Annotated in this window: 24 protein-coding genes; 9 read left to right on the top strand and 15 right to left on the bottom strand. The window is 49.3% G+C overall.

Features of this window, described 5'->3' with window-relative positions:
• Positions 1 to 14 precede the first annotated feature (14 nt).
• From AC1XTG_RS18085 to AC1XTG_RS18070, 4 genes are all read right to left on the bottom strand, one after another.
• Entirely contained in the window at positions 15 to 893 is an 879-nt protein-coding gene (locus tag AC1XTG_RS18085) for a pirin family protein (RefSeq protein ID WP_484842914.1), read from the bottom strand.
• 205 nt (positions 894 to 1,098) lie between these two features.
• Complete coding sequence (locus tag AC1XTG_RS18080; protein ID WP_484842913.1) at positions 1,099 to 1,611, bottom strand: SRPBCC family protein; 513 nt, start codon at positions 1,609 to 1,611, stop codon at positions 1,099 to 1,101.
• 10 nt (positions 1,612 to 1,621) lie between these two features.
• Positions 1,622 to 1,999: a VOC family protein gene (locus tag AC1XTG_RS18075; protein ID WP_484842912.1), complete on the bottom strand. Its 378-nt coding sequence runs from the start codon at positions 1,997 to 1,999 to the stop codon at positions 1,622 to 1,624.
• Between the two features lie 32 nt (positions 2,000 to 2,031).
• Positions 2,032 to 2,346 carry an ArsR/SmtB family transcription factor gene (locus tag AC1XTG_RS18070; protein ID WP_056284683.1) on the bottom strand — a complete coding sequence of 105 codons (315 nt, stop codon included), beginning with the start codon at positions 2,344 to 2,346 and terminating at the stop codon, positions 2,032 to 2,034.
• A 174-nt stretch (positions 2,347 to 2,520) separates the two neighbouring features.
• Between AC1XTG_RS18070 and AC1XTG_RS18065 the strand changes: the two genes are divergently transcribed.
• Positions 2,521 to 3,336, top strand: a complete 816-nt coding sequence (locus AC1XTG_RS18065) for an AraC family transcriptional regulator (protein WP_056284681.1) — start codon at positions 2,521 to 2,523, stop codon at positions 3,334 to 3,336.
• 96 nt (positions 3,337 to 3,432) lie between these two features.
• The gene (locus tag AC1XTG_RS18060; RefSeq protein WP_484842911.1) at positions 3,433 to 5,880 is read left to right on the top strand and encodes a TonB-dependent receptor; all 2,448 of its coding nucleotides are present in this window, start codon (positions 3,433 to 3,435) and stop codon (positions 5,878 to 5,880) included.
• Between the two features lie 3 nt (positions 5,881 to 5,883).
• Here AC1XTG_RS18060 and AC1XTG_RS18055 read toward each other — a convergent pair whose 3' ends face one another.
• Entirely contained in the window at positions 5,884 to 7,689 is a 1,806-nt protein-coding gene (locus AC1XTG_RS18055) for a glycoside hydrolase family 15 protein (protein ID WP_484842910.1), read from the bottom strand.
• Between the two features lie 144 nt (positions 7,690 to 7,833).
• Here AC1XTG_RS18055 and AC1XTG_RS18050 point away from each other — a divergent pair, with 144 nt between their 5' ends.
• Positions 7,834 to 8,310 (top strand): ankyrin repeat domain-containing protein, encoded by a 477-nt coding sequence (locus tag AC1XTG_RS18050; RefSeq protein ID WP_484842909.1) that lies wholly within the window; start codon positions 7,834 to 7,836, stop codon positions 8,308 to 8,310.
• Between the two features lie 89 nt (positions 8,311 to 8,399).
• Here AC1XTG_RS18050 and AC1XTG_RS18045 read toward each other — a convergent pair whose 3' ends face one another.
• The 3 genes from AC1XTG_RS18045 to AC1XTG_RS18035 all read right to left on the bottom strand — a co-directional run bounded on the left by AC1XTG_RS18045 (position 8,400) and on the right by AC1XTG_RS18035 (position 11,703).
• Entirely contained in the window at positions 8,400 to 10,586 is a 2,187-nt protein-coding gene (locus AC1XTG_RS18045) for a catalase (RefSeq protein ID WP_484842908.1), read from the bottom strand.
• Positions 10,587 to 10,609: 23 nt separating this feature from the next.
• Positions 10,610 to 11,161 carry a YciE/YciF ferroxidase family protein gene (locus AC1XTG_RS18040; protein WP_056284665.1) on the bottom strand — a complete coding sequence of 184 codons (552 nt, stop codon included), beginning with the start codon at positions 11,159 to 11,161 and terminating at the stop codon, positions 10,610 to 10,612.
• Positions 11,162 to 11,238: 77 nt separating this feature from the next.
• Positions 11,239 to 11,703 (bottom strand): OsmC family protein, encoded by a 465-nt coding sequence (locus AC1XTG_RS18035; protein ID WP_484842907.1) that lies wholly within the window; start codon positions 11,701 to 11,703, stop codon positions 11,239 to 11,241.
• Positions 11,704 to 11,830: 127 nt separating this feature from the next.
• Here AC1XTG_RS18035 and AC1XTG_RS18030 point away from each other — a divergent pair, with 127 nt between their 5' ends.
• Positions 11,831 to 12,775: an MBL fold metallo-hydrolase gene (locus tag AC1XTG_RS18030; RefSeq protein ID WP_484842906.1), complete on the top strand. Its 945-nt coding sequence runs from the start codon at positions 11,831 to 11,833 to the stop codon at positions 12,773 to 12,775.
• A gap of 36 nt (positions 12,776 to 12,811) precedes the next feature.
• Positions 12,812 to 13,330 (top strand): hypothetical protein, encoded by a 519-nt coding sequence (locus tag AC1XTG_RS18025; RefSeq protein ID WP_484842905.1) that lies wholly within the window; start codon positions 12,812 to 12,814, stop codon positions 13,328 to 13,330.
• A gap of 80 nt (positions 13,331 to 13,410) precedes the next feature.
• Here AC1XTG_RS18025 and AC1XTG_RS18020 read toward each other — a convergent pair whose 3' ends face one another.
• The 6 genes from AC1XTG_RS18020 to AC1XTG_RS17995 form a co-directional block, all read right to left on the bottom strand.
• Complete coding sequence (locus AC1XTG_RS18020; RefSeq protein ID WP_484842904.1) at positions 13,411 to 14,055, bottom strand: hypothetical protein; 645 nt, start codon at positions 14,053 to 14,055, stop codon at positions 13,411 to 13,413.
• A gap of 126 nt (positions 14,056 to 14,181) precedes the next feature.
• A complete protein-coding gene (locus AC1XTG_RS18015; protein WP_056284651.1) occupies positions 14,182 to 14,928 on the bottom strand; it encodes an OBAP family protein in 747 nt (248 codons plus the stop codon).
• A 57-nt stretch (positions 14,929 to 14,985) separates the two neighbouring features.
• The gene (locus tag AC1XTG_RS18010; RefSeq protein ID WP_484842903.1) at positions 14,986 to 15,858 is read right to left on the bottom strand and encodes an alpha/beta fold hydrolase; all 873 of its coding nucleotides are present in this window, start codon (positions 15,856 to 15,858) and stop codon (positions 14,986 to 14,988) included.
• A gap of 1 nt (position 15,859) precedes the next feature.
• Positions 15,860 to 17,302, bottom strand: a complete 1,443-nt coding sequence (locus tag AC1XTG_RS18005) for a baeRF7 domain-containing protein (protein ID WP_484842902.1) — start codon at positions 17,300 to 17,302, stop codon at positions 15,860 to 15,862.
• A gap of 26 nt (positions 17,303 to 17,328) precedes the next feature.
• Positions 17,329 to 17,718 carry an SPW repeat domain-containing protein gene (locus AC1XTG_RS18000; protein WP_484842901.1) on the bottom strand — a complete coding sequence of 130 codons (390 nt, stop codon included), beginning with the start codon at positions 17,716 to 17,718 and terminating at the stop codon, positions 17,329 to 17,331.
• A 128-nt stretch (positions 17,719 to 17,846) separates the two neighbouring features.
• Positions 17,847 to 19,106, bottom strand: a complete 1,260-nt coding sequence (locus AC1XTG_RS17995) for a sensor histidine kinase (RefSeq protein WP_056284639.1) — start codon at positions 19,104 to 19,106, stop codon at positions 17,847 to 17,849.
• A 176-nt stretch (positions 19,107 to 19,282) separates the two neighbouring features.
• Between AC1XTG_RS17995 and AC1XTG_RS17990 the strand changes: the two genes are divergently transcribed.
• The 4 genes from AC1XTG_RS17990 (at position 19,283) to AC1XTG_RS17975 (ending at position 22,785) form a co-directional block, all read left to right on the top strand.
• Positions 19,283 to 20,770 (top strand): family 43 glycosylhydrolase, encoded by a 1,488-nt coding sequence (locus AC1XTG_RS17990; RefSeq protein WP_484842900.1) that lies wholly within the window; start codon positions 19,283 to 19,285, stop codon positions 20,768 to 20,770.
• A gap of 38 nt (positions 20,771 to 20,808) precedes the next feature.
• Complete coding sequence (locus tag AC1XTG_RS17985; protein WP_484842899.1) at positions 20,809 to 21,405, top strand: hypothetical protein; 597 nt, start codon at positions 20,809 to 20,811, stop codon at positions 21,403 to 21,405.
• Positions 21,406 to 21,442: 37 nt separating this feature from the next.
• Positions 21,443 to 22,054 (top strand): hypothetical protein, encoded by a 612-nt coding sequence (locus AC1XTG_RS17980; RefSeq protein WP_484842898.1) that lies wholly within the window; start codon positions 21,443 to 21,445, stop codon positions 22,052 to 22,054.
• A gap of 200 nt (positions 22,055 to 22,254) precedes the next feature.
• Positions 22,255 to 22,785: a YciE/YciF ferroxidase family protein gene (locus tag AC1XTG_RS17975; RefSeq protein WP_056284626.1), complete on the top strand. Its 531-nt coding sequence runs from the start codon at positions 22,255 to 22,257 to the stop codon at positions 22,783 to 22,785.
• A 19-nt stretch (positions 22,786 to 22,804) separates the two neighbouring features.
• Here AC1XTG_RS17975 and AC1XTG_RS17970 read toward each other — a convergent pair whose 3' ends face one another.
• Positions 22,805 to 23,200 (bottom strand): response regulator, encoded by a 396-nt coding sequence (locus AC1XTG_RS17970; protein ID WP_484842897.1) that lies wholly within the window; start codon positions 23,198 to 23,200, stop codon positions 22,805 to 22,807.
• Between the last annotated feature and the right edge of the window lie 60 nt (positions 23,201 to 23,260).

Raw genomic sequence — 23,260 nt, 5'->3', positions numbered from 1 at the left:
TAATAGCTGGCAGCTTAATACTTAAACCGCTGCTCCTCCGGTAAATCGGATACATGCCCGATTTTGCCGGATCTGTAATCGCGGTAGAGATTCCGGATCTCTTCGTCTTTGTCAGCGATGAAAGGTCCGTAGGAAACAATCGGGTCGTTTTGGGGTTGACCGGCGTACAGAATAGCCCGTCCGCCTGAACTGCCGCCGGAAAGGCTGAATGTACTTTCGCCTTCTTCGTCGAGCCTGTCAAACCATCCTATCTGACCGTCGCTTAATGTTCCCGAGTTTCCCACTTCCAGGCTACCTTCAATTACATATAGGAACGCATTGAATGTAGCGGGCAACTTTTGCGTCGTTTTTGCGCCAGGTTGCAGGATCATGTCGGCAATTACAACCGGTGTGTGATTCTTCACAGGTGAAGTAACGCCGCCCAGTGTACCGCTGTAAATCCGAATTTCTACACCATTGTCGTAGACTTTCGGCACATTCGAGAAGGGAAGATCCTGCACGCGCGGGGTAATCCACCTGTCTTTTTTGGGCAGGTTAAGCCACATTTGCAGCAGCCGCATTTTCGATTCACCTTCAATAGTCTCCGTATGAACAATGCCGCTTCCCGCTGTCATCATCTGAAAATCCCCCGACTTCATGGTATGCGCCGAGTCGCCCACTTCGCCTTCGATCAAAAGCGAAACCGTTTCAAACCCCGCATGCGGGTGGGGGCCACCCACCGGTTCATTGTCTTTTTTGTCCAAAAAATCATCCATCAAAATAATGAATGGATCGCTGTTGCTAAAATCATTCTGTATCACAGCCCGCGCAATATGATCAGGGCCGAGAAAACCCTGGTTTGCGCGAGGAGCTTGCACCTTAACCAGCTTGCGGTTTAAAATTGGAGTTTCCATGTTCTGTTGTCTGTTTGTTATTAGGTACCAGCGCCAATTCTGAGCCTGGACTTCACTTTAACAAACAAAAAAACAGCGCATTGCATCCTCCCGCCACGCTATACATTAGGTTACCGGAATGCTTCCATCTACTGGAATCGCCGATTTTGGTGTGAGTGCAGTACATTCGGATTTGCAGAGTGGATGCGCATCTTGCCTGCCGACTTTACATATACGTGCTCTGCGTCTCCTCAAAAATCACCCAGAAATTCCGGGGTACTTCTCCGTGCAGATTGGCTTCCAGGATTTCGAGGTGCGTGTGCCAGCCGCTGCCGATCATCTGGCGGTTTTTGCCTTTATCTGCTATGTTCCGATGGGTAAGTACAAGACGTACGCCGTCAGCTTCGGTGGTGAGCTCGAAGGTGACTTCGGAATCGTCATGCCAGGTGAATGAAAGCAAATGGGGCGGACTTACCTGCAACACTTTCCCGCTGAAACTGTGTCCTGCCTCCATAGCCTTATGAATTTCAGGCGGCGGGCCTGGAATCGGACTGAGTTCGCTGTGCATGAAATGCAATGTAAAATTCCCGCCGGGAAACAGCTCCATTTCGCCTTTCGCAAGCCACTTTCCGCGTTTTTCGGAATCTGTGAGGTAGCTCCATACTTTGTCAATGCTGCTGTTGAAAACGCGCTCAAAGCAGATCACGCCCGGTGCGAGTATCTTTCCTTTTTTTGCCATGATCAATCCGTCAGAATGCCGCGAGTTGGATCAGATTTCCGCAGGTATCTTCAAAAATCGCTTCATAACCCCATTCCGTTTTCACAGGCGCTTTGCGGAAAACAACGCCCGCAGCACTCAGTTTCTCGTATTCCTGGTAAATGTCACTCGTAGAAAAGGTGATCACGGGCAGGTTGGCTTCCCACAAACTGGTCTGGTAAGTGGAAGCGATCGGGTTCTGGTTGGGTTCCAGCAGGATTGAAGTTCCGTCAGGCTGGTCCGAAGAAGCAACAATTGCCAGGTAAGCTTCGGGAACAAACATTTTTTCCACAAAGCCAAGCTTCTCCGTGTAAAACTGATGTGCTTTCACAACATCATTTACAAACACACTCACCATTTCGATTTTCATACGATCAATTTTTAAGGTTTGGAAAAAAGCATTTACTGTTCATTGTTCAAAAGATCTTCAAGCGTATCAAGCCGATTGTTCCAGAAAGCGAGGTGCTCCCCGGCCCATTTGGTAACTTCTTCCAGCGCACCCAGGTTAGCCTGGCAGCGTTTTTCGCGTCCGTGCTTGACCATTACCACGAGTCCGCATTCGGTAAGTATCCGCATGTGCTTGGAAATGGCCGGCTGGCTCATATAAAAGTTGTCAGCTATGTCGCTGACGGTCATCGTACGGGAGGCAAGTAACCCGATCATCGCTCTTCTGGTTGGATCTGCAATCGCCTGAAAAACATCTCTGCGCGCTGTCATCTCAATTTTTAAATAAATATAACCGTTCGGTTATGCAATTATATATATAACCAAACGGTTATGCAACCGTCTTCAAAAAAACTTGTTCAACTATTTTCACAGACTATCGAAACTTGTATGATAATCCCCGTGTATGTGTTTATGTTGCATTCCACCTAACCCGCTAAAAACCGCATGCAGATACCCGTAAAGAACAAGCTCGAAACAGCAGAGCTGTTCAGGATCAAGAGAATGAAGGAAGTGATCAAAACGACCAACCCCCACGGTCACAAGGATTATCTCGAAATCATTTACCTCCGGGAAGGCGCGGGTGTGCACCATATTGATCACCATCATTTTGAGGTTAAACCTTTCAGTCTGTATTTCGTGATGCCCGGCCAGATCCACAGCTGGGCGCTTACAGAGATTCCCAAAGGTTTTGTGATCATGCTGCAAAAAGATTTCCTGCTCAACCAGCCTTTCTACAACTCTCTTTTCCAAAGCTTTCCACCCATTTTTAAAAATGGATATGAGCTGGAACATGTGGATAAGAAGATTTGCGAGCTATTCGAAAACATAGAAACTGAATACCAGGAGCAGCAGGAAAATTATCTCGCGGTGATCCAGACTTACCTGCAATTATTATTCAATCTGTTAAAAAGGGAAACCGATACGCCGCAGCCGCAGGTTTTACCTGATCAGCTGACAGCCTTTTTCGGCCTGGTCGATGCACATTATAAAACCAATCATGAAGTAGGTTTTTATGCAGACAGCCTGCATGTTACTACCAAAACACTCAACAATACCTGCCGGAAGGTCCTGGACAAAACGGCGGGCGAGCTGATCAATGCCAGACTGAACCTGGAAGCCAAAAAGCGGCTGCTCTATTCGGAGGATACATTGTCCGAGATTGCCTATGAACTGGGCTTTACCGATCCGTCGCACTTCAACAAGTTTTTTAAAAGGCAGGTGGGTGTGCTGCCCGGCATTTACAGGAAAGGAATTTCCTGAATGTACCAGTTTTTGGACTTATACTACCAAGTCTACCAGGTTACAGGGTATAATTTTGCCTGATCAACAACTCCGATCCGGCGAAATTTACTTTTGATGAAACTCTTTACATTGCTGTTTTTAGGGCTGTGCAGCTTTCTCAATGCATCAGCGCAAATTACTTTTGGTATATCCGGAAAAGTGACCGACCAGCAAACCGGCCTGCCACTTTCATTCAGCTCGGTTACATTGTACAAAAGCAGCGACTCGACACTCGTCAACGGCGTGGTCGCGAACGAGCAGGGGGCTTACCAGTTCAGCGATATCGCGCCAGGGACTTACTACATTCAGGCGCAGTATATCGGCTACTATAATCAGCAGCAGACTTTGCTGGAAACCGGCGGCAACCAGGTCGTCAACATCGCCTTGCGTGCCGACTCCCGAATGCTGGAAGAGGTGCGTGTGCGTGGCACGCAGGGAGTTGTGGAGAATAAAGTCGACAGGCAGGTATACAAGGCAGGCAGTTTCCTGAACAGCAAAGGCGGCACCGCAGTGGACGTTTTACGAAACACGCCATCTGTGACCGTGAACAGTGAAGGTGCGATTACATTAAGAGGATCTTCGGGCTTTCTGGTGCTGATCAATGGAAAGCCGGTACAATCCGACCCCGCGCAGGTACTGAGCCAGCTACCAGCCAATCTCATCGAAAATGTGGAGGTAATTACTTCGCCCTCGGCCAGGTTTGATCCCGACGGTAAAGGCGGGATCATTAATATTGTGACAAAGGCTGCTGTGGCCGGAGAGCGCTATTTTTCTGCCAATGTAATGGGCGGACTGCCCGCTGTGTACACTTATGATAACCTGAAAAATCCACGGCGTTTCGGTGCAGATGCGTCGTTCGGTTTCAGGAGTGCCAAATGGGATTTTCAAATGAGCGGGAGTTACCTTAGAAACGATATTGCGGGCAGGAGAGTAGGGGACGTGCGCACGACCATCGGTAACATCCAGACTACCTTTCCTTCCGACGGGGAGCGCAGTTTCAACAGGTACAATTACACCGGCCGCGCATCGCTCTCATTTATGCCCAATCAGAATAACAGTATTTCGGCAGGGATTTACAAAGGGTACCGCTCACAATCGCGCCGCGCGGACATTGTTTACAACAACACAAAAACCAACCTGACAACAGGTGAAGTAGCAGGAAGGATCACGTATTTCAACAGCAACATTGCACGAAAAACGGCAGATATTACACTTGGTAACCTGGATTATGTACACACTTTTACGAACAAATCGTCCCTATCCATATCCGGTTTGTACGAGCGGGCCGAGCTGGACGGACTGACAACCAACCTGAATACCGACCAACCCGCGCGCCTCAAAGTATTGCAGTACACCCGCAACCCAAGCGAGAACCCGCTGAATGCGTACCGTTTTCGTGCGGATTATGCAGTGAACCTTGGCAAAGGAAAGCTGGAAGCAGGATACCAGTACCGCAACCAGGTTCAGAAAGGAGCGTTTCAGTATCTGAACCAGAATATAGAAGATGGTACGCTGGAACTTGTGCCTGAATTCAGCAGCCGCACTCGGGTAGCAAATCAGATCCACGCCACGTTTGTGCAGTACGCAGGCAAGCAGGGAAAAATCGAGTATGCGGGCGGTTTGCGTTACGAGTATTCAACCCGCGCATTTACAGCTGGAACTGATGCAACGCGACACCTTAATTTGTCCAACCTTTTCCCGACAGCCAGCCTGCAGTACCAGGCGGGCAAAAACCTCCGGCTGAAAGCAAATTACAGCAAAAGGGTGCAGCGGTCTACCAATGCGGAGCTCAATCCATTTCCCGAGCGCGAGCATTCCGAAACGCTTGAATCCGGCGATCCCAACATCTTGCCCGAGTTTATTGACCTTTCTGAAATTGGTATTATCAGGGATTTTGGTAAAAACACGGTGTTTGCCACAGTCTACAACCAGCGCATTAAAAACGTGGTCAACAGGGTTAATAGCGTTTATAATGACACAATCCTCAACCGCATCTTTACCAATGCGGGACTGGCTACTTCCTGGGGAATTGAGGCCGGCACCAGCTTGCAGCTGACCAGCTGGTGGCAGGTTTATGCAGGCGGAAATGTTTATAACTACAAGATCAAAGGTGCATTGTTCAATCAAGATGTAGCTGTGAATCAGCGTAGTGTAGTGTTTTCTGTCAATGCAAATACCAGCTTCCGGCTTGCTCCGACCTGGAATGTGCAGCTGACTTACAATTACCTGTCGCAACGGGTTACAGCCCAGGGCGAAGATTCAAGGTTTCTGAACCCGGCGCTGGCTTTGAGAAAGACGTTTTTAAAAGGAAAACTATCTGCATTGCTGCAATGGCAGCAAATCGACCTCGGCCTGCTGGGCTCGAACAAGCAGCGCATTACCACTTACGGCAGGGACTTTTACACTACCACCAACTACATCCAGGAAACGGATATGTTTACAATTAACCTGACATACAGCCTCAATTCACTTGCGAAAAAAGCAAAGCTGCCTGTCAGCGAGTTTGGTGAAAAGGAATTTTGATACTTAGGTCCTGTCCAGCTGTTTGTCGATTTCCAATGCGGCGCTGATCAATGCAAGGTGGGTAAAAGCTTGCGGGAAGTTGCCCAGGTGCTCTGCCTTGTGGCCGATCTGCTCGCTGAACAAACCGAGGTGATTGGCATAACCTACCATTTTCTCAAAACTATCAAGCGCTTTCGACACTTGCCCGCTCTTGGCGAGCGATTCGATAAACCAGAACGAGCACATATTGAAAGTACCTTCCTCGCCTTCCAGCCCGTCAAACTGATCCGGTCCGTTCTTGTAGCGGTATAGCAGCACATCAATGCCCAGCTGCTCTTCCACCACATTCAGGGTAGAAAGCCAGCGCGGCTCGTGCGGCGAGATAAAGTGCATCAGCGACATCAGAAGTACACTTGCATCCACGTTTTTGGAACCTTTGTATTGGACCCAGGCACCCACTTCTTCATTCCAGAAATTGTGGTAAATGTCTGCGTAAATCGCATCTCTTACTTCCTTCCATTGGTTTTCGGGAAAGGGGAATGAGCGGTGCTGCCCGATCTTGATCGCCCGGTCCATCGCTACCCAGCACATCAGCCGGCTGTGCAGAAATTCCTTCTCCACATTGCGTATTTCCCAGATCCCGTGATCGGCGGTCTGCCATTTTTCAACCACCTCATTCACCTGCTCCACAATCGTTTCCCAAAACTCGAAAGTAATGGGCGCATGCTGTTTGTTATAGATATAAATCGTGTCGATCAGCTCACCGTAAATATCCAGCTGGTACTGGTCCTGCGCAGCATTGCCGATCCGTACAGGCTTGGAGGCTTTATAACCTTCGAGGTTTTCGAGCTCCTCCTCGGCGAGATCGTGCGATCCGGAAATGGTGTACATCAGGTACAATTTGTCTTCGCGGCAGCGGTCGTGGATCCATTTAAGGAATGCAGTCGCTTCATCATTATAGCCAAGCCGGAGGAATGCATACATGGTAAATGCCGCGTCGCGTATCCACATAAAGCGGTAGTCCCAGTTACGAGAGCCGCCAATCGTCTCGGGCAGGCTGAATGTCGGCGCAGCTACCATAGAGCCGAGCTCGCGGGAAGTAAGGAGTTTCAATGTGATCGCCGAGCGGTTGACAGTGCCATTCCAGCGACCTTTGTAGGTAGATTTTTTAGACCAGTTCCGCCAAAATTCAATCGTTTCCCCGTAAGTGTCAGCTTTGTAAGCATCAATGGGATTTTCGTGTTCCACTTTGCTCTTTCCGCATTCGAGTACCAGACACGCACTTTCACCTTGCTTCAATGTAAATTCAGCGGTACCTGCGAGTTCTTCCATTCCCAGCGGCACATCGGCGATCAGCCTCAATACATTGTTCTCTGCGTTATCGGGATTAAAGTACACTGCATCATCCCGCAACTCACAGGAATGGGTGCTTTGTGCATAGTCAAATGCCGGCTGGCATCTCACATGGAATTTGATATTGCCGCGAACCGTTTTGATCTGCCGCACGATCGCCGTCGAATTGTCTTTGGCATCTTCATTAATGGGCATATAGTCCGTCACTTCCGCGATTCCTTCTTCCGAAAAAAAGCGCGTCAGCAGCACAGCGGTGGCGGGCAAGTAAATCTGCTTGGTGTTGTAGTTTTCCATTTGAGGAAATACCTCAAAGCTCCCGCCTTTCTTGTTGTCGAGTAATTTGGCAAAAACGGTAGGAGAGTCAAACGAGGGATAACACATGAAGTCGATCGAAGCGTCGACAGAGACAAGTGCTACTGTTTTCAGGTTGCCGATCAGGCCGTAATCTTCAATGCGGTGGTAGTCGGGTTTATGCATTAATGTGGTCGTGTAATGTCAAAAAAGGAAGATTCTAAATTATCACGCCAGCATAACCGACCTGGTTTTTGCCCGTAAGTTCAGTTGGCTGCTCTCAATGGTATAATATTTGGTAAAACGGAAAATATTAACGCTACATAACTAATGGAAAACTACACCCAAGTGATAATCCATGCAGCAAGACTGGGGAATGTTCCTGTTCTGCAAGAGCTCGTGGACCTGAAAACAGATGTAAACTGCCGGGATGAAAAAGGCTACACCCCGCTGATCGTGGCTTGTTACAACAACCAGCTTGAAGCAGCCAGGTTTCTCATTGAGTCCGGCGCAGATGTAAATGGTGCCGACAATGGAGGAAATACCGCATTAATGGGGGCCGCATTCAAAGGCTACGCAGATATAGCCGATCTCCTGATCGACAAAGGCGCGGACCTCGACCTGCAACATGGAAACGGCGGTACCGCATTGATGTTTGCGACCATGTTCGGGCGCAATGATCTGGTGAAGCTGCTGATCCGCCGCGGTGCCAGCACCAGTATCCTCGATGCCCGCGGCTTGTCTGTGTACGATCTTGCTGTCCAGCAGAATAACCAGGAAGCGCTGGATATACTGGAAAAGGTCTGAAAGCCCATTCTCTTTAATCCCGACCTGCTTTAAAGCAAAAACACCCGGACTCACAAAGCCCGGGTGTTCTTATATTGGTTTATGCATGATTATGCAGGAACGCGTCGTGGCTTCTCGCGCTCCCAGAAACGGTGCTGCGAAATCGCCAGAATAAACTTGTCCGCCAATGCTTCCGCATCATCAAGTACAACCAATCCTTCCTTGATCACCGTTGCATCAGAGAAATCGGCAGGTAGTTTCTTGCTGAAATAAGTCGCTTCCAGCACCTGAATAGCCGAAGTGTCAGCTGCAATGGCTTTGCAATGCCTGAAAGCTTCATTCAGGAAGTGTACCGCGTCGGCATCTGCTTCTATGGTGGCGACACTGTTTGTTCCGCCAGGTACATATATCGCATCAAATAATACGGATGCAGCCGTGAGGAAAGTATGGTCAACCGGGATCTGCGTATCGTTTTCAGCGATCAGGTAGCTGTGGCGCGGCGCTACAATTTCCACTACGGCACCTGCGCCTTCCAATGCGTTTTTCACCGTCATTAGTGATTTCTCATCCACGCCATCTGCCGCAAGGAATGCGATCTTACGCGTTGCGATCGTGTCTTTTACCGTATTCGCCATGCTCAATGCTGCTGACGATTTCAGGCTTCCTTCTGCCATAATGGAATCATAATCAGCAGGATCAGCGTCCGCCGGAATGCTCCTGTTTACCGGCAGCTCGGGATCTTCCGGCACTGGCAGACGAAGTGCAAATGCTACTTCCGCAGCCAGCGCCTTATCTATCAGCGAAAGGATACCCAGCATCCGGGTACGGATTTCCGGAGAGGTTACCTTTCCCAGCTCAAAACTAAGCGCGTCAATTAAATGGTCTTTTTCAGGTTCAGACTGGCTGTTGAAGAACAAACGCGCCTGACTGAAATGGTCGAAGAAGCTTCTGCTTCTCGCGCGCACTTTGCGTGCGTCAACCCTTTCCGGGTAACTGGTAAAACCACCTTCCGAAGCTTTCGCCTGGGCAGGGTAGTTGTTACCGATCGTATTCGGTCCGTAGCTCGATTTACCACGGTTGATCGTCTGCCGCATGAAACCGTCGCGCTGGTTGTTATGCACCGGCACAATCGGTCTGTTGATAGGTATTTCGTGGAAATTAGGTCCGCCAAGACGCAGCAGCTGGGTATCTGTATATGAAAACAGCCTTCCCTGCAAAAGCGGATCGTTTGTGAAATCGATACCAGGTACAACGTGACCGATATGGTACGCCACCTGCTCTGTTTCTGCAAAGAAATTGTCCGGGTTGCGGTTCAATGTCAATTTACCAATGCGCTGCACAGGTACCAGTTCTTCCGGGATGATCTTTGTGGGATCAAGCAGGTCAAACTCGAATTTGAATTCGTCTTCTTCGGGAACGATTTGCACACCCAATTCCCATTCCGGGAAGTTTCCGCTTTCAATCGCATCCCAAAGGTCGCGACGGTGGAAGTCAGGGTCTTTTCCTGAAATTTTCTGGGCTTCGTCCCAGGCTACCGAGTGTACACCCAGTAACGGTTTCCAATGGAATTTGACAAAGTGTGATACCCCTTCTGCATTCACAAAACGGAATGTATGTACACCAAATCCTTCCATCATCCGGTAGCTGCGCGGAATTGCCCGGTCGCTCATGGTCCACATGATCATGTGCGCTGACTCCGGCATCAATGAGATGAAATCCCAGAAAGTATCGTGTGCCGAAGCTGCCTGCGGAATTTCATTGTCCGGCTCAGGCTTTACAGCGTGCACCAGGTCAGGGAATTTGATTGCATCCTGAATAAAAAACACGGGCATGTTGTTTCCGACAAGGTCGAAATTACCTTCCTGTGTATAGAATTTAACAGCAAATCCGCGTACGTCCCGCGCCAGGTCGGTAGAACCGCGTGACCCTGCAACCGTCGAAAACCGGACGAAAACAGGTGTTTCCAAACTTGGATCACTCAGAAAGTGCGCCCGCGTTACATTCGCCATCGACTCATACACCTTAAACACACCATGCGCGGCAGAGCCTCTGGCGTGCACAATGCGCTCAGGAATGCGCTCGTGGTCAAAATGGGTCATTTTTTCGCGGAAAATAAAATCTTCCAGCAAAGTAGCCCCGCGTTCTCCGGCTTTCAGGGAGTTCTGGTCATCATTAATCCTGACGCCGTGGTTCGTTGTAAGCAATGTCCCCTCATCCTCGATGGTATGTGGGGCAAGATTTTCAATTTTATCGTTGTCGGGCTGTGCCGGTTTTTCCTGATCCTGGTTAGTCGCCATAGTAATAAATTATGTGGTTAGATTCAGGCTTCCTCGGCAGCCTTATAATTGACTTCATTTTCTGCAACTTCTGTAAGCAGCTCGTCAGCCTGCTTTTCTTCTGCCAATGTTGTGGCAAGGATCTCGGCTACATCGTCAAGACCGAGCGTTTTTGCAAGCTGGGTAAGTCCGCCGTAAGTTGCGATTTCATAATGCTCCACTTTCTGGGAAGCGAGAATAATACCTACATCACGTGTTGCAGTGCCTTCGTCGGTACTTTCAATGATACCTTCGCCTTCTTTGGCAAGTCCTTCCATGGCATCGCACTTCTTGGCAATGGCCTTTTCACCCAACAGGTCGAAAATCACTTCCAGTCGGCTTACATGCTCCACTGTCTGTGCCAAATGCTCCTGTATAGTGCTCGAAAGCTTCGGCGAGCTGGCCGATTGGATCATTTTAGGAAGTACTTTAACGAGATGGTTTTCAGCCCAGTAAATATCTCTAAGGCTGTCCAGGAATAATTCGGTAAGAGCCGGTTCGGCTTTAACGGATGTCTTTGTTTTGAACTTTGGCTCTGAGCCTGTTTCGGTTTTCATAACAGTAAGCGGTTTAAAGTCTGTGCGCTGTACTTACAAAAGCCGTTCCAACAGCAGTCGAATACTCAGAAATGGGATTAGATAAAGGAAACCGGTTTATGCCGGATCGGGAAATTGCAGGAGTTGGCGATAAAGCAAAACTGATGCGCCTTGTCGTGCAATGCGTCCGCTTTTTCCTGCATATGCGCTGCAAGTACCTGCACCACGGGATATAGCACCACTTCTGTGAACCGCCCGCTTCCATTATCCGTCTCTTCCATCGTTCCCACTGCCTGATCGGTGTAGCTGGTTACAACTACGCCCGCCTCTGTGCACAGGTGCAGATACCATAACATGTGGCAGGAGGCAATGGACGCTACAAAAAGCTCTTCCGGATTGTGGCGCGCGGAATCTCCCCGGAAGGCAGGGTCTGAGGAAGCTGCGATATCTGCTTTTCCATTCACTTTCACGATGTGACTGCGCTCGTAGGACCGGTAATCGGTAGTGCCGGCTCCCGAATTGCCAGTCCATTCAATGGTGGTTTTGTATAAATGCTGTTTCATAAAAGCTGCATGATTTTCATTGTAAAAGCCTGTTCAGCCCTTTAACCAAAAATATACAAAACCCCGAATGGAATGCATTCAATGGCACAATTTTTAGAACGAAGTCGAAACTTTCAACAAAACTAAAATGGAAAAAGCCACAACAATGAATGCGTCGCATTTCAAAGTAGCGGAGGGAGTATGGGGGCTGAGGGACATTTTTGTCAATGTGTTTTTCATCGCCAATCCCGATAAAAGCTGGGTGCTTGTAGATGCCAGCCTCAAAACCGCATACCCTAAAATAAAGCAGGCAGCAGCGGAAATATTCGGCGAGGATATGCCGCCGGAAGCAATCGTACTTACACACGGGCATTTTGATCACGTGGGTTCGCTCAAAAAATTGCTCGAAGACTGGCATGTTCCTGTAGTCGTGCACTTTTTAGAAGTACCTTATTTGTCGGGTAAATCAGCCTACCCTCCGGCTGATCCGAGCGTGGGAGGTGGGTTAATGGCGTACATGGCCGACCTGTATCCCAACGATCCGATCGACGTAGCCGAATCTATACGGACGTTGCCCGTCACAAGTTCGGTACCTGTTTTACCCGAATGGAAATACTATCACACTCCCGGCCACGCACCCGGACACATCAGTTTGTGGAGGGAAAAAGACAAGCTGCTCCTGTCTGGTGACGCATTTGTAACAACCCGTCAGGAATCAGCACTTAGTGTAGCAACCCAGCGAAAGGTATTATCCGGTCCGCCGAAGTATTTTACATACGACTGGGAACAATCGAAAGAATCAGTAAACCTGCTGGCCGAACTCAACCCGGAGATTGTAGCATCCGGCCACGGAAAACCAATGTCGGGCGCAGAAATGCAGCAGGCATTGCGCGAGCTGGCCTACCATTCTGAAGAGACAGCTGTACCGAAGTCGGGCCGGTATGTAAATGATCCCGCTGTGGCAAACAGGGAAGGGGTTGTGTACCTGCCTAAAAAGAAAACAGTTTCCATTGCTGCCGCAGTGGTTATAGGTGTAGCGCTGCTGGGCATTTCGCTTGCAGTAGTAGCCAGCAAACGCGGCCAGCTGTCCTGAAAAGAGCATTTATTCATCAATCTAAAAACAAGTATCATGAAAAAGTCAATGAACATTACATTAGCAGTCTTGCTGTGTACCGCAACAATATCCTATTCGCAAAGCACGTCGGGATCCGGCGGCGCAGGGAATGGGGCTGCAAAAAGCAGCACATCGGCCAGTCCCAAACAAACCCAGAGTGGGCAATCTGCTTCTCAGTCAACGCGTGGCAGCCAGGATGGAAACGACAGAAAGCTGAATGCAAGTGAGCAGCAGGGTGTAAAAGCCAATGAGGTAGGTTCCAGCACAAGGCCCGGCGGAGAGTCGAATGCGAATGCCAATTATGTAGGATCGAACCGGGAGAGTGAAGGCGATTCCAAGTCAATGCTCAACTCCAAAGAAGCGCGTGAAAAACGCAGGAAAAATATGACGGAGGCTGATACTACCATGAAAAAAGGCAGCGGATCTGCCCGTAGAAACACGAAGGACCACACAGGTGTTACCGGCAATTACAGGAATGAAGAAATAAAGCATAACCAGAAAACCCAGCCAAGACCGTCGACCAAAAAAGACTAATACTGTTGGGAATACATCAAAAAGCAAAGCCCCCGCAGATTTCTGCGGGGGCTTTGCTTTTGCATTATAAGAAAGTTGTTCTAGTTATTATCTGAACCTGAACCGCCTTTGCTTTTATTTTTCCTTTTCATCTTGCCATCCTGGCCAGACTGGCTGGTTGTTCCGGAAGTTCCCGAGGTAGCATTGTCGCTGCCTACACTCGACGTACCTGAATTGGTAGAGCCGGAAGTACCGCTGTTCTGCGGGTTAGCTGTGGCACCTGAGCCGCTGCTTTGAATGTGCGTCGGTGGTGTACCTGTGGTTGTCTGGCTGCTCGTATTTGAACCGCCGGTAGTACCGCTTGTGCCACTGGTTCCGCTGGTACCTGTGGATCCGCTGCCGGTTGTTCCGCTCGTACCTGTGCCTTGTGAGCCGGTAGTTCCCTGTCCAGTGCTTTGTGGCTCAGTAGTTTCAGCTCCGGTAGTACCGGTTGCCTGTGGCCATGCTGATGTACCTTGTGCGCTGCTGCCCTGTGTCTGGGTGGTAGTACCTGTACTATTTTGTGTTGTGCCGGATCCCTGGGTTCCGGTAGTTGTTCCGCTTTTTTGCATCTGAGAATTGCTCTGTGTGCTTGTTCCCTGCGTACTGCCAGTTCTAGGCGTACTTTGTCCTGTCGTCGATTGTGCGTACAATGATCCTCCTGCTAACAGGAGCAATGCAGCTACGCTAAAAGTCAGCTTTTTCATAATTCTTAATTTGATTGATGAATAAAATTGTTGATCCGGCCTGAGCTTCATTTAGTTGCTAATGCAGGCTGGCTTGTATTAATAATAATTATGCCAATGCACAAAGACCACAGGCTTTTTCAAAAATTAATGTTTGTGAACTGCTGAATCTGGCTTATTTGTAATTACAAACTGGCGTATCTCACCTTTCTCCCAGGCATTTGCGCCGGGGATCAGCGCGGGCATGGGTATATCTGCCCTGTTTTTCTTGATTTCCTCGGTAGACACATTGAAGCGCTTATCGCGGTCACTTAGCATTTCTTTATGAAGCTGCCCGTCTTTGGTAAAGCCCATCATGATCATAGGCGAACCTACCGGCAGTTCCCTTTCCTGGTCTGTGTGCCAGGTGTGGATCGTTTTGCCGTAAGTCGACACCAGTTTCTCCATGAGTTCGTGCTCCGCAACTTTCGGGATACCAGGGGCGATGAGCGATCCCGACTTTACCTCGTGGTGGTGGCTGTGCCACAGCTTTTTCTCTTCTTCATCCAGCGACTTGAAAGCCTCCGCGGTGACAATGTATTCCACGCCCATCAGTTTCGCATCTTTCCCGTTTCCGTCAAAAATGACTGCCTGGTAAAGGTCATCGTTGAGCTGACTTACATAATGATGGGCTTCCATTTGTGCATTAATGTTGCCGTTGTAAAAATGAAAACCGTCGAGGTACGCATCAAAGTGTTTGAGCGGAGTTTTGTCCTGCAATATATCCGCGCCCGTGTTGAGCAACCGGTCTTTTGCATTCAGGGAATCACCGGGCGAGGTAACCTGCGAGCCGGAGTTCTTGCCGCCGCAACCGGCAGCGATGATCAGCAGTACCAGCAATGTATTTCGCGTCATAACAGTATGTTTTAATTGAACGGTAAGGTATATAGGTCATTTCAAGGTATTCAAGGATTAACCCTCCAAAAACGCCGCAATGTATCCATTCACAAGCCCAGGCTCTTCGTGGTGAAGCCAGTGTGAGGCATTTTCAAGAAATATCAGTTGACCGTGCGCACATCTGGCCACACTTTCCTCTGCCATTTTACGTGACAAAAACATATCCTTTGTTCCCCAGAGCACGAGCACAGGTACTTCAATGTTCTGGTTGATTGTGGCAGGAGGCGACTGGGCAAAAGCCCGGTACCAGTTGATCATCGATGCAAGCGCATTCGGCTGGCGCCACGCACGTTTGTAGTCGGCTATATCACTTCTGGAAAACGTGCCCCGCCGTGCCGTTTTGATCATGCTCGCGGCCAGCCATTTAAAATTGAATGCGTTACAAAGCTGCTCAGGAACGAACGGAAGCTGAAAGAATGCCACGTACCAGCTTTTCAGCATTTGTTTCGGGTTTTTACGAAGATTTTGCAACATCACCCCGGGGTGGGGCATATTGAGGATAACCAGTTTTTTGATCAGCTCAGGATGCTGCTGCGCTAGTGTCCAGGCGACACCTCCACCCCAATCGTGCCCGGCTACTGCAACCGGGCACGTGGTGAGGGAGGTAATCAATGCGGCAATATCGGCCACCAGGATGTTCAATGCATAGTCCTTTACGGCCGCGGGCTTTTTGCTCAGGTTGTAGCCCCGCTGATCGGGAACGATTACGTGGTACCCGTTTCCCGCGAAAAACTCGGCCTGCTTTTGCCAGCTCTCACTGAACTCCGGAAAGCCGTGCAGGAACACGATCTTCTCGCCGGAAGCCGGACCCATATGTCCCACGTGCAGCATCAGCCCGTTGACATCATGGTATTGGTACCTGAACTTAACCTGTGCCGTACTTTGCATGCTAATACCTGAATACAGCAGCTATTGCGCTTTCAGCGGGCATTTCTTCTCTGTCCAGCACGTACACTTCGCCGCCTGTCTGAATGGTTTTAATCAGTGCCTGATCAAGCAGGTCTTCCGAATCCTGGCCTTCCTGTAAGTTGAGCACATTGTTGGCTTCATCAAAAGTCCCCCAGATATGCTCCGCTTTTTGTACAAAAATGTGCGAAACCCTTCCGTAATAAGCACCCGGAATAACTTCGTTCGCGCTCGATGAAGTCAGCTCGGTCGCAGACTGGTTGGCGTAAATCGTCAGCGCCTTTTCAAGAGGCTGTCTGAAATACGGCTGCATAACCTCTTTCGCCTTTTCATACAAAGCATGCGTTTCATCATGTTCGTGGCTGCCGGTAAGTGACTCACTGCAAATATTATGATAGTCGCACACGGACCGGTAGATCGGGATCAGGTACTCGACTCCGGCAAGCAGCAGCGGCACATTTTCCGTATTCAGGATCTGCTTGTACAGAATGTCGTCCACATGTTCGAAGTAGGTAGCGATGTTCGCCTTTTCATCGGGGTTGCCGCCGCCCATTCCATGGAAGTTGGCGCCACCTCCGGAGCTGTTTGCCACACGTACAGTGCTGGCGTCCTTTTCAGAAATGCGTTTCACATCCATCATATCCTCGGGCAGATCTTCCACAGGCACATACTGCATACCGAATGCATCCGCTTTGAAAAGCTTGCATTTAGCCTTGCTGATCACCAGCAGATAGAAATATGCTTTGGAAGCCATGATCGGGATCAATGGAGAAACATAAAATGTTTTCTCGCACATTACCTCGCTCTCCGGCGCTACCGGCATTTTAATGTATTTGAAATAACCTTCCGAAATGAACACAGCAAGTCCGTTATCCATACCCGCCCAGAAAGCGTCGTCTTTCAGCAGCTCGTAGCCTGGTGTCAGCATCTGCTCGATCGTTGCCACTGGGATCTCTTTTTCTGCAAATCTTTTGGCAAGATCCTGCAATGTATTTTTAAATACGATCGCATCCTTTTTCTCATTGATAGCCGCTCCCGCTTTATGGGTAGGGATGTATACAGTTGCACAGCAGGAAGAGGTGTAGTTTGCCAGCTCTATAAACAGCTCCTTGCTGAGTACCTGCGGCAGTTCTTCCGGCTCTACATCCACAGTTTCAGCAGTGGCGATATCTGCGGTCTTGTCGCTTTCCGGTTTGTTTTCCTTGCCTTTAAAGGAGTTTTCACCTTTGGAGGTATTTCTGTTCGGATGGCGGATTGGTATCGACGGATCAAGGGTCAGGTCATCTTCGACATACTGATCGTCCAGTTCCAGAAATTCTTCCAGCTTGTCAGCCGGTGCATTGGATACACCTAATCCTTCTTCCTTATTAATCACTGAAGGTTTCCCTTTCGGCGGATGAAATCCGCCTGACTGATCTTTTCCCATAATTTGAACTGATTTTGTACTAAAACTTAATTTACATTGTGGCTCCGTTCGAAGGCATTTTCTTCTGCCCCGTGTGCAGAACGGGAAGTCATTAACCCGGCTGCTGTTTCAAACAGACCTAGTAGCAAATGGGGGAGGTAAACTTCGTCTGCGAAGCCAAGGATCCATGGGGAAGCCGCCAGGAATAAACCTGTAACCACGTCGACATTCAGGTGTACCGACATGGGAATGCTTCTCACCATTCCTCCCTCATAATCTGTAAACAGCGACATCAGGATCGACATTGCGCCTACGGCTACCAGGGTCCAGGTAGCGGGCAATACTCCTTCAAAGTTGGCTATCCACGGCATTGCGATAAACAATGCGCTTGTCAGATAGTCGATTTTGCTGTGGAACTTTGTGCTGATGAATCTCATAATGGTTCCTGTTTAAATAGTTTGTTGATGAACTGCAAGATTTCCCGCCTGGTAAAAATTATGCCAAAAACTATTTCAAACTCTGGATGTCATACCATCGAGGTTAAAAAGACGCACAGTTACGCAGCTTATTCAGGTTTCATCATAAACCGGATACGCACAAGGGTGCCTTTGCCTGGCTGACTTTCAATATCCATGGAAGCTTTCATCAGCTCGCAGAGCTTTTTGACAATAAACAACCCTAGCCCCTCACTTTCCTTGGATTTTTCCTTCTCAGCTTTGCCAGGTGGGAGTTCCTCCATTAAATGCGGCTCCTGGTGGCTGGCGCTGGTAAGTACGTTTGGTTTGAGCTGTTCAGCCAGCAATGCAGCCGGACTGTTGGCAGTAAACCCGGGGCCGGTATCCTGGATACTCAGGCTCCACCTGAGCTGGTTTTCCAACGTCCAGGTAACATACACACTGCCATCGCGCGTGTATTTCAATGCATTGTAAAGCAGATTGATCAGTATCCGCTGCACTTTCACGCGGTCGCCTGTTACTTCCAGCTTTTCCGGCCCGTCTCCCTGCAACACCAGCTTGTTGTGCTTCGCGAGCGGCTGGGCCGTTTCAAGCGTTTCCTTTACAAGCTTGGCCACATCAAACCGCTGGATATCCAGCACATCCTGGCCTGCCTCTATTTTGGCATAATCCGTCAGTTGCAGAAGCATTTCCCGGATCGACGACAGGTTGCGGTTGAGCATATCCATCAGGTCTGTCCGCTCTTTTTCAGTTTTGGGATATTCAAGCAGCTGAGAGGCGACCGTCATTATGCTGAAACTGGTACGCAGGTCGTGGGAGCTTTGCCGGAGATGTTCGCCTCGCTTCTCGCCAAGCTGGTGCAGCTGATCCAATGCAAATTGCAGGCTGCGCGCACGCTCGGCCGCGTCATTTTGCAAAAGCTGGTGATAGTACAGCAAGCTGCCTCTGTTTGCCTCTCCGTACATCCTGAAAACCTGCTGCTGAACAAAAAGCAGTGACTTGGTACCCAGTTTTCCCGAAGAAGTTTCAAAAGCTTCCACTTCGTCCAGAATCGTTTTAAAAAGGTGCTCCATTTCCGAAATCAATTCGGGGAGCGAGTAGCCCGACTGCCAGCGATGCAGCCCGTGTTCACTGGCTACTGTGGCAGGATCGAGCTTCAAAGGTTCATTTCTAAGTCTGAGGAAGAGCAGTGTAATCAGCAATGGTACCTGATCATTGAATTCTTCCCGTGAGAAGCTGCTTTTGCTGCTCATTGTAGCATCGGCCTCGCAGGCAAGCCGCCAGTTGGCCAATATGGTTTCAAGCCTTGCCTGCAGGTAGTCTACCAGCTCGTCGATCGGAGCCTCCGTATCTGGATTTTTTTTGCCCATAAATTTTCATTGATAATTTACAACCAAGTCAATGCGGCTACTAATACCATTCCAGCCGCATGAGCAATCCATACATACTTACCGAACCAACTCTCCGATTGCACAATTCTGTTCTCTCCGGTGAGTAACCGTTGTTATATTTGGGGTTATATACAGTATCCACATCAAAGTTATTTATGAAAAAACTGACACTTGGTCTGCTATTGCTTTCACTGGTACAACTTGCAAATGCGCAGCGTGCGGTAGTACGTGGCGATTTTGCCGATCCTTCCATTATTCAAGTGGGAGATACTTATTATGCTGCTGCGACCAGCTCCAACTGGGGGCCTGCGTTTCCGGTCATGAAATCGAAAGATCTCAAAAACTGGCAACAGACAGGCGCGATCTTCCCTGATCTTACTTCCTGGGCAGATTTTTACTACTGGGCGCCTGAGCTCAGCTACGAAGACGGTAGAGTGTATGTGTATTACACTGCCCACAAAAAAGGCGGTAACCTGTGTGTTGGTGTTGCCAGCGCCGATTCCCCGGAAGGTCCGTTTAAAGACCATGGCCCGCTGGTATGTCAGGAGGTAGGCTCGATCGACGGATTTCCGATGCGTGATGAAAATAACAAGCTGCACCTGATCTGGAAGGAAGACGGGAACAGTGTAGGAAAGCCGACGCCGATCTGGATACAGGAAATTAATGCGGAACGCACTGCATTGATCGGAGAGAAGAAGGAGCTGTTCAGGAACGATACACCCTGGGAAGCGAATCTCGTGGAGGGTGTTTCGGTGATCAAAAACAATGGGTACTTCTATGCCATATATGCTGCCGCAGGCTGCTGCGGGCCGGGCTGTACGTATGCAACCGGTGTAGCGCGCTCCAAAAATCTGATGGGACCGTGGGAGAAATTTCCCGGTAACCCGATCCTCACGGCGCAGGGCGACTGGATGTGCCCCGGCCACGGAACCGCTGTCCGGTACAATGATAAAAACTACTTTATGTACCACGCCTATGATAAGGTGTCTAACAAATACACAGGTCGCCAGGCGCTGATCCGCGGATTTGAATTTACGGCCGACAACTGGCTCCGCTTTACAGATGAATTCCTTGAACCGACCGGGAAAGCAGGTCCTTATACGGTGACTGAAAATTTTGACAAAAAAAATCTCGATTTACAGTGGAGCTGGTCTGTTTTTAATAAGCCGGAAATTGAAATGAAAAACGGAAGGCTGGGCATCCGGATCAGCGATGACCGCGAAGCATTCATCGCCCGCAGGATAGATAGCCGCAGCTACGAGGCTGTTGTGGAAATTGTGCCGGGTAAAAGTGTGAATGCAGGAGTCGCATTGATAGGGGATGACAAGAATATGATCTATGCAGCAGCGAAGCAGGACAGCATTGGCATATCTATTGTTAAAGACGGGGCAAAAAGCAGTTTGGGCAAGTTTCCCGTTGCTGCCGCAGGCAAACACGTGTTCCTGAAAATGATGGTGAACAATAACACGGATATCCGTTTTTCATACAGCTTGAATGGCAAGGATTTTAAAGCTTTGAAAATCGACAGTCCCGACATCACCTACCTGCCGCCCTGGGACCGCGCAGTACGTGCCGGCATTGTGGCCAAAGGGATAGAAGGAGATGTTGCTGTTGTTGAGGGGTTTGTATTTAAAAGTTTGTAATACGCGATCGTTTAACAAATCAATAAAATAGTTTACTCATGCAAAAGATAAGGCTATTTTCTGAGTATGATCCGGATGCACTGATCCTGAAAACCAGGAAGGAAGTTCAAGATCAGGTGGGCCAGTGGCCGGAAGAATATCTGTCTTCCGAAAAACTTGGGGAGCACGTGGTTGCGCTGAAACAAAGGCACGAAATGTTTCTTCCCGATATCGATTTCGCAAATGGGCGGGCGGTCATGATAGAGCGCATTTACCCGCTGTCGGTGTACCAGCCCGGCTCCAAGCCCGACGTGAAAGTGCGGGTGAATGTGCTGATCTACAAGTACCCGTTCAAGGCGCAGACCTACCTGCTCGGCTGCCGGCCACCGGTACCTGTGCCGGATTGCGAGGGCGAGTGGTATGCAGACCAGATCAATCAGGAAATTTACCTTGAATACCCGCAATACGACAAACGTCCTAAAAAGACGATCATAGCTCATAACAACTACATTGCCCAGCTGCAACCCTGCTATGTGGCTTTACAGGACGAAGCCCGGCGGTTTAATGCAGGACTGGACAGCATGATAGAAGAGGCTGTACTGCAGCGGAGAAATGATATTGATCACATGAAACGCCTGCTATCGATGCTCAGCTAAGACTATTTTTATCTACCACTTCACAATCAACTGAAAAATGGAAAACAAAAATCACACTGACGCAGTACCTGAAAACAGGAGCGGTGACGAGGTGAATACCGAAACCGTTAAAGAATGTAAAAATGCAGCCGAAGCAAACGCGCTTTATCAAACAGCGCGGGGCAGGTTGCTGGACGTGAACAGCTGGCACCGCATTTCAGGAGAGCACCTTGCGCATTTTATGCTGGCCGATCAGGCCGGTAACCCGGTAGCCGGACCGGTTCAGCAAGGTTTGATGATCAGGATTGACATTCCGGGACCTGGTACCAGGGAAGGCGACGGGTACGACTGGGTGGTTGTGGAGGAGGTAAAAGAGGAAACATCGGAGCAGGTTGAATCTGTGGCAGTTCGTGTGCGGCCCGCTTCTGATCCTACCTCAGATGCGGAGGAAACTGCGCACTTTTATGCACCCGAGGCAACCAGTACATTCACGGTGTCCAGAAATCACCTGACGGTATCCGCCGGCGTGTACGACCGCAACCTCTCACCCAATCAGGAAGCCGATGGATTGCTCGACAAGATCAGGAATGCAATTGTTGGATTTATGGGTGAAAAAGCCTTGTCGGCAGTGCAGTGGAAAGCGTTCACGGACGGGCTGCTGGCCAGTTAGGATATAGTTACTTTGAATTTGAAAAAGCCGGCACACATTGCCGGCTTTTTTGCTGTTCGCTGGAATGCTTTTTATAACTAGGAGTCACTTCTTAGCGTGTCAAATTACACTTCATCCACTTTGCTTCCCATTGATTTTTTAGTGCCGAAAAGAGCTGATATCAGGCGGGTAGGGGTGGTTTATCAACAACAAAAAATCAAATGGAAATTACAATCAAGAAATCGCGGTTCTACGAGCTTTTTCTTTCCGAGCTGAGGGAGATGCTTTGGGTAGAACAAAAAATGTGGGGTATGCTGAGAATGATGCAGAGAGTTGCGCAGTCACAGGATTTTTCAAGAACATTGGCACAAAGCAGGGTGCATGCGTCGGCGCACATTGACAGGATCAGGCATTTGTTTGATGCGCTGGATGAACCGGCTTCGGGCATTGAGTCAGCGGCAATCGGCAAGCTGCTCCAGAGTGTAGAAGCGACTGTCAGCAAAAACAGGGAAGGCGCAGGAACGGGCGATTTCGCATTGATCATTGCCGCTCAGAAAGCGGGACAATACAAGGTGGCCAGCTATGAAAATCTGATCACGATTGCTCAGGTGCTAGGGGATAAGGAGCTGGAAAAAGTATTGGAAGCGAACATTATCGAGGACGCAGGTACAGACCTGTTGCTGCGGGAGCTATCCGAGCGGTTTATTTACCAGGAAGCAGCATCCAGGGAAGCACATCGCCTCCCTGCATAATTTACAGCCTGGCCTGATATCAGGCCAGGCTGCTTTGTTTTTCTTTCAGTAATCTGGATAATTCAGGCAGGTCGACGGGTTTGAGTAAATGCGCATCGAAGCCCGCCTCTGTACTTTTCTGACGGTCTTCATCGGCTCCGTAGCCGGTTAATGCAACAATAAGCGCTGATTGTCCCCAGGCAGTATCACGAATGAGGCGACAGGCTTCATATCCCGTTATATCGGGCATTCCTATGTCCAGCACAATCGCCATCGGTCTATACGATTCGGCAGCAGCAACCCCATCCCGGCCGCTGTAACAAGCTTTTGTCTCATAGCCGGTCAGCTTGAGCATCATCGCCAGGGTGTCCGCAGCGTCGCGGTTGTCATCGACCACCAGTATCCGGCGGTTTTCTGAGTTGGTTACTGTTTCCATATCTGCTCTCGGTTAGTTTGTCAAGGCAAGGCTTTATACAAATTCACTGCCAGAGCCACC

It is taken from the genome of Dyadobacter sp. HNCC25DJ183 (assembly GCF_056895175.1).
This window is presented reverse-complemented; position numbering and strand designations above follow the sequence as displayed.

Coding starts and splice junctions, on each gene's coding strand:
- AC1XTG_RS17990 (WP_484842900.1), top strand. CDS start 19,283: ATGAAAAAACTGACACTTGGTCTGCTATTGCTTTCACTGGTACAACTT.
- AC1XTG_RS18035 (WP_484842907.1), bottom strand. CDS start 11,703: ATGAAACAGCATTTATACAAAACCACCATTGAATGGACTGGCAATTCG.
- AC1XTG_RS18055 (WP_484842910.1), bottom strand. CDS start 7,689: ATGCATAAACCCGACTACCACCGCATTGAAGATTACGGCCTGATCGGC.
- AC1XTG_RS18010 (WP_484842903.1), bottom strand. CDS start 15,858: ATGCAAAGTACGGCACAGGTTAAGTTCAGGTACCAATACCATGATGTC.
- AC1XTG_RS17995 (WP_056284639.1), bottom strand. CDS start 19,106: ATGGGCAAAAAAAATCCAGATACGGAGGCTCCGATCGACGAGCTGGTA.
- AC1XTG_RS18030 (WP_484842906.1), top strand. CDS start 11,831: ATGGAAAAAGCCACAACAATGAATGCGTCGCATTTCAAAGTAGCGGAG.
- AC1XTG_RS18050 (WP_484842909.1), top strand. CDS start 7,834: ATGGAAAACTACACCCAAGTGATAATCCATGCAGCAAGACTGGGGAAT.
- AC1XTG_RS18000 (WP_484842901.1), bottom strand. CDS start 17,718: ATGAGATTCATCAGCACAAAGTTCCACAGCAAAATCGACTATCTGACA.
- AC1XTG_RS18085 (WP_484842914.1), bottom strand. CDS start 893: ATGGAAACTCCAATTTTAAACCGCAAGCTGGTTAAGGTGCAAGCTCCT.
- AC1XTG_RS18075 (WP_484842912.1), bottom strand. CDS start 1,999: ATGAAAATCGAAATGGTGAGTGTGTTTGTAAATGATGTTGTGAAAGCA.
- AC1XTG_RS18080 (WP_484842913.1), bottom strand. CDS start 1,611: ATGGCAAAAAAAGGAAAGATACTCGCACCGGGCGTGATCTGCTTTGAG.
- AC1XTG_RS18070 (WP_056284683.1), bottom strand. CDS start 2,346: ATGACAGCGCGCAGAGATGTTTTTCAGGCGATTGCAGATCCAACCAGA.
- AC1XTG_RS18005 (WP_484842902.1), bottom strand. CDS start 17,302: ATGGGAAAAGATCAGTCAGGCGGATTTCATCCGCCGAAAGGGAAACCT.
- AC1XTG_RS18025 (WP_484842905.1), top strand. CDS start 12,812: ATGAAAAAGTCAATGAACATTACATTAGCAGTCTTGCTGTGTACCGCA.
- AC1XTG_RS18015 (WP_056284651.1), bottom strand. CDS start 14,928: ATGACGCGAAATACATTGCTGGTACTGCTGATCATCGCTGCCGGTTGC.
- AC1XTG_RS17970 (WP_484842897.1), bottom strand. CDS start 23,200: ATGGAAACAGTAACCAACTCAGAAAACCGCCGGATACTGGTGGTCGAT.
- AC1XTG_RS18040 (WP_056284665.1), bottom strand. CDS start 11,161: ATGAAAACCGAAACAGGCTCAGAGCCAAAGTTCAAAACAAAGACATCC.
- AC1XTG_RS18020 (WP_484842904.1), bottom strand. CDS start 14,055: ATGAAAAAGCTGACTTTTAGCGTAGCTGCATTGCTCCTGTTAGCAGGA.
- AC1XTG_RS17980 (WP_484842898.1), top strand. CDS start 21,443: ATGGAAAACAAAAATCACACTGACGCAGTACCTGAAAACAGGAGCGGT.
- AC1XTG_RS18060 (WP_484842911.1), top strand. CDS start 3,433: ATGAAACTCTTTACATTGCTGTTTTTAGGGCTGTGCAGCTTTCTCAAT.
- AC1XTG_RS17985 (WP_484842899.1), top strand. CDS start 20,809: ATGCAAAAGATAAGGCTATTTTCTGAGTATGATCCGGATGCACTGATC.
- AC1XTG_RS17975 (WP_056284626.1), top strand. CDS start 22,255: ATGGAAATTACAATCAAGAAATCGCGGTTCTACGAGCTTTTTCTTTCC.
- AC1XTG_RS18065 (WP_056284681.1), top strand. CDS start 2,521: ATGCAGATACCCGTAAAGAACAAGCTCGAAACAGCAGAGCTGTTCAGG.
- AC1XTG_RS18045 (WP_484842908.1), bottom strand. CDS start 10,586: ATGGCGACTAACCAGGATCAGGAAAAACCGGCACAGCCCGACAACGAT.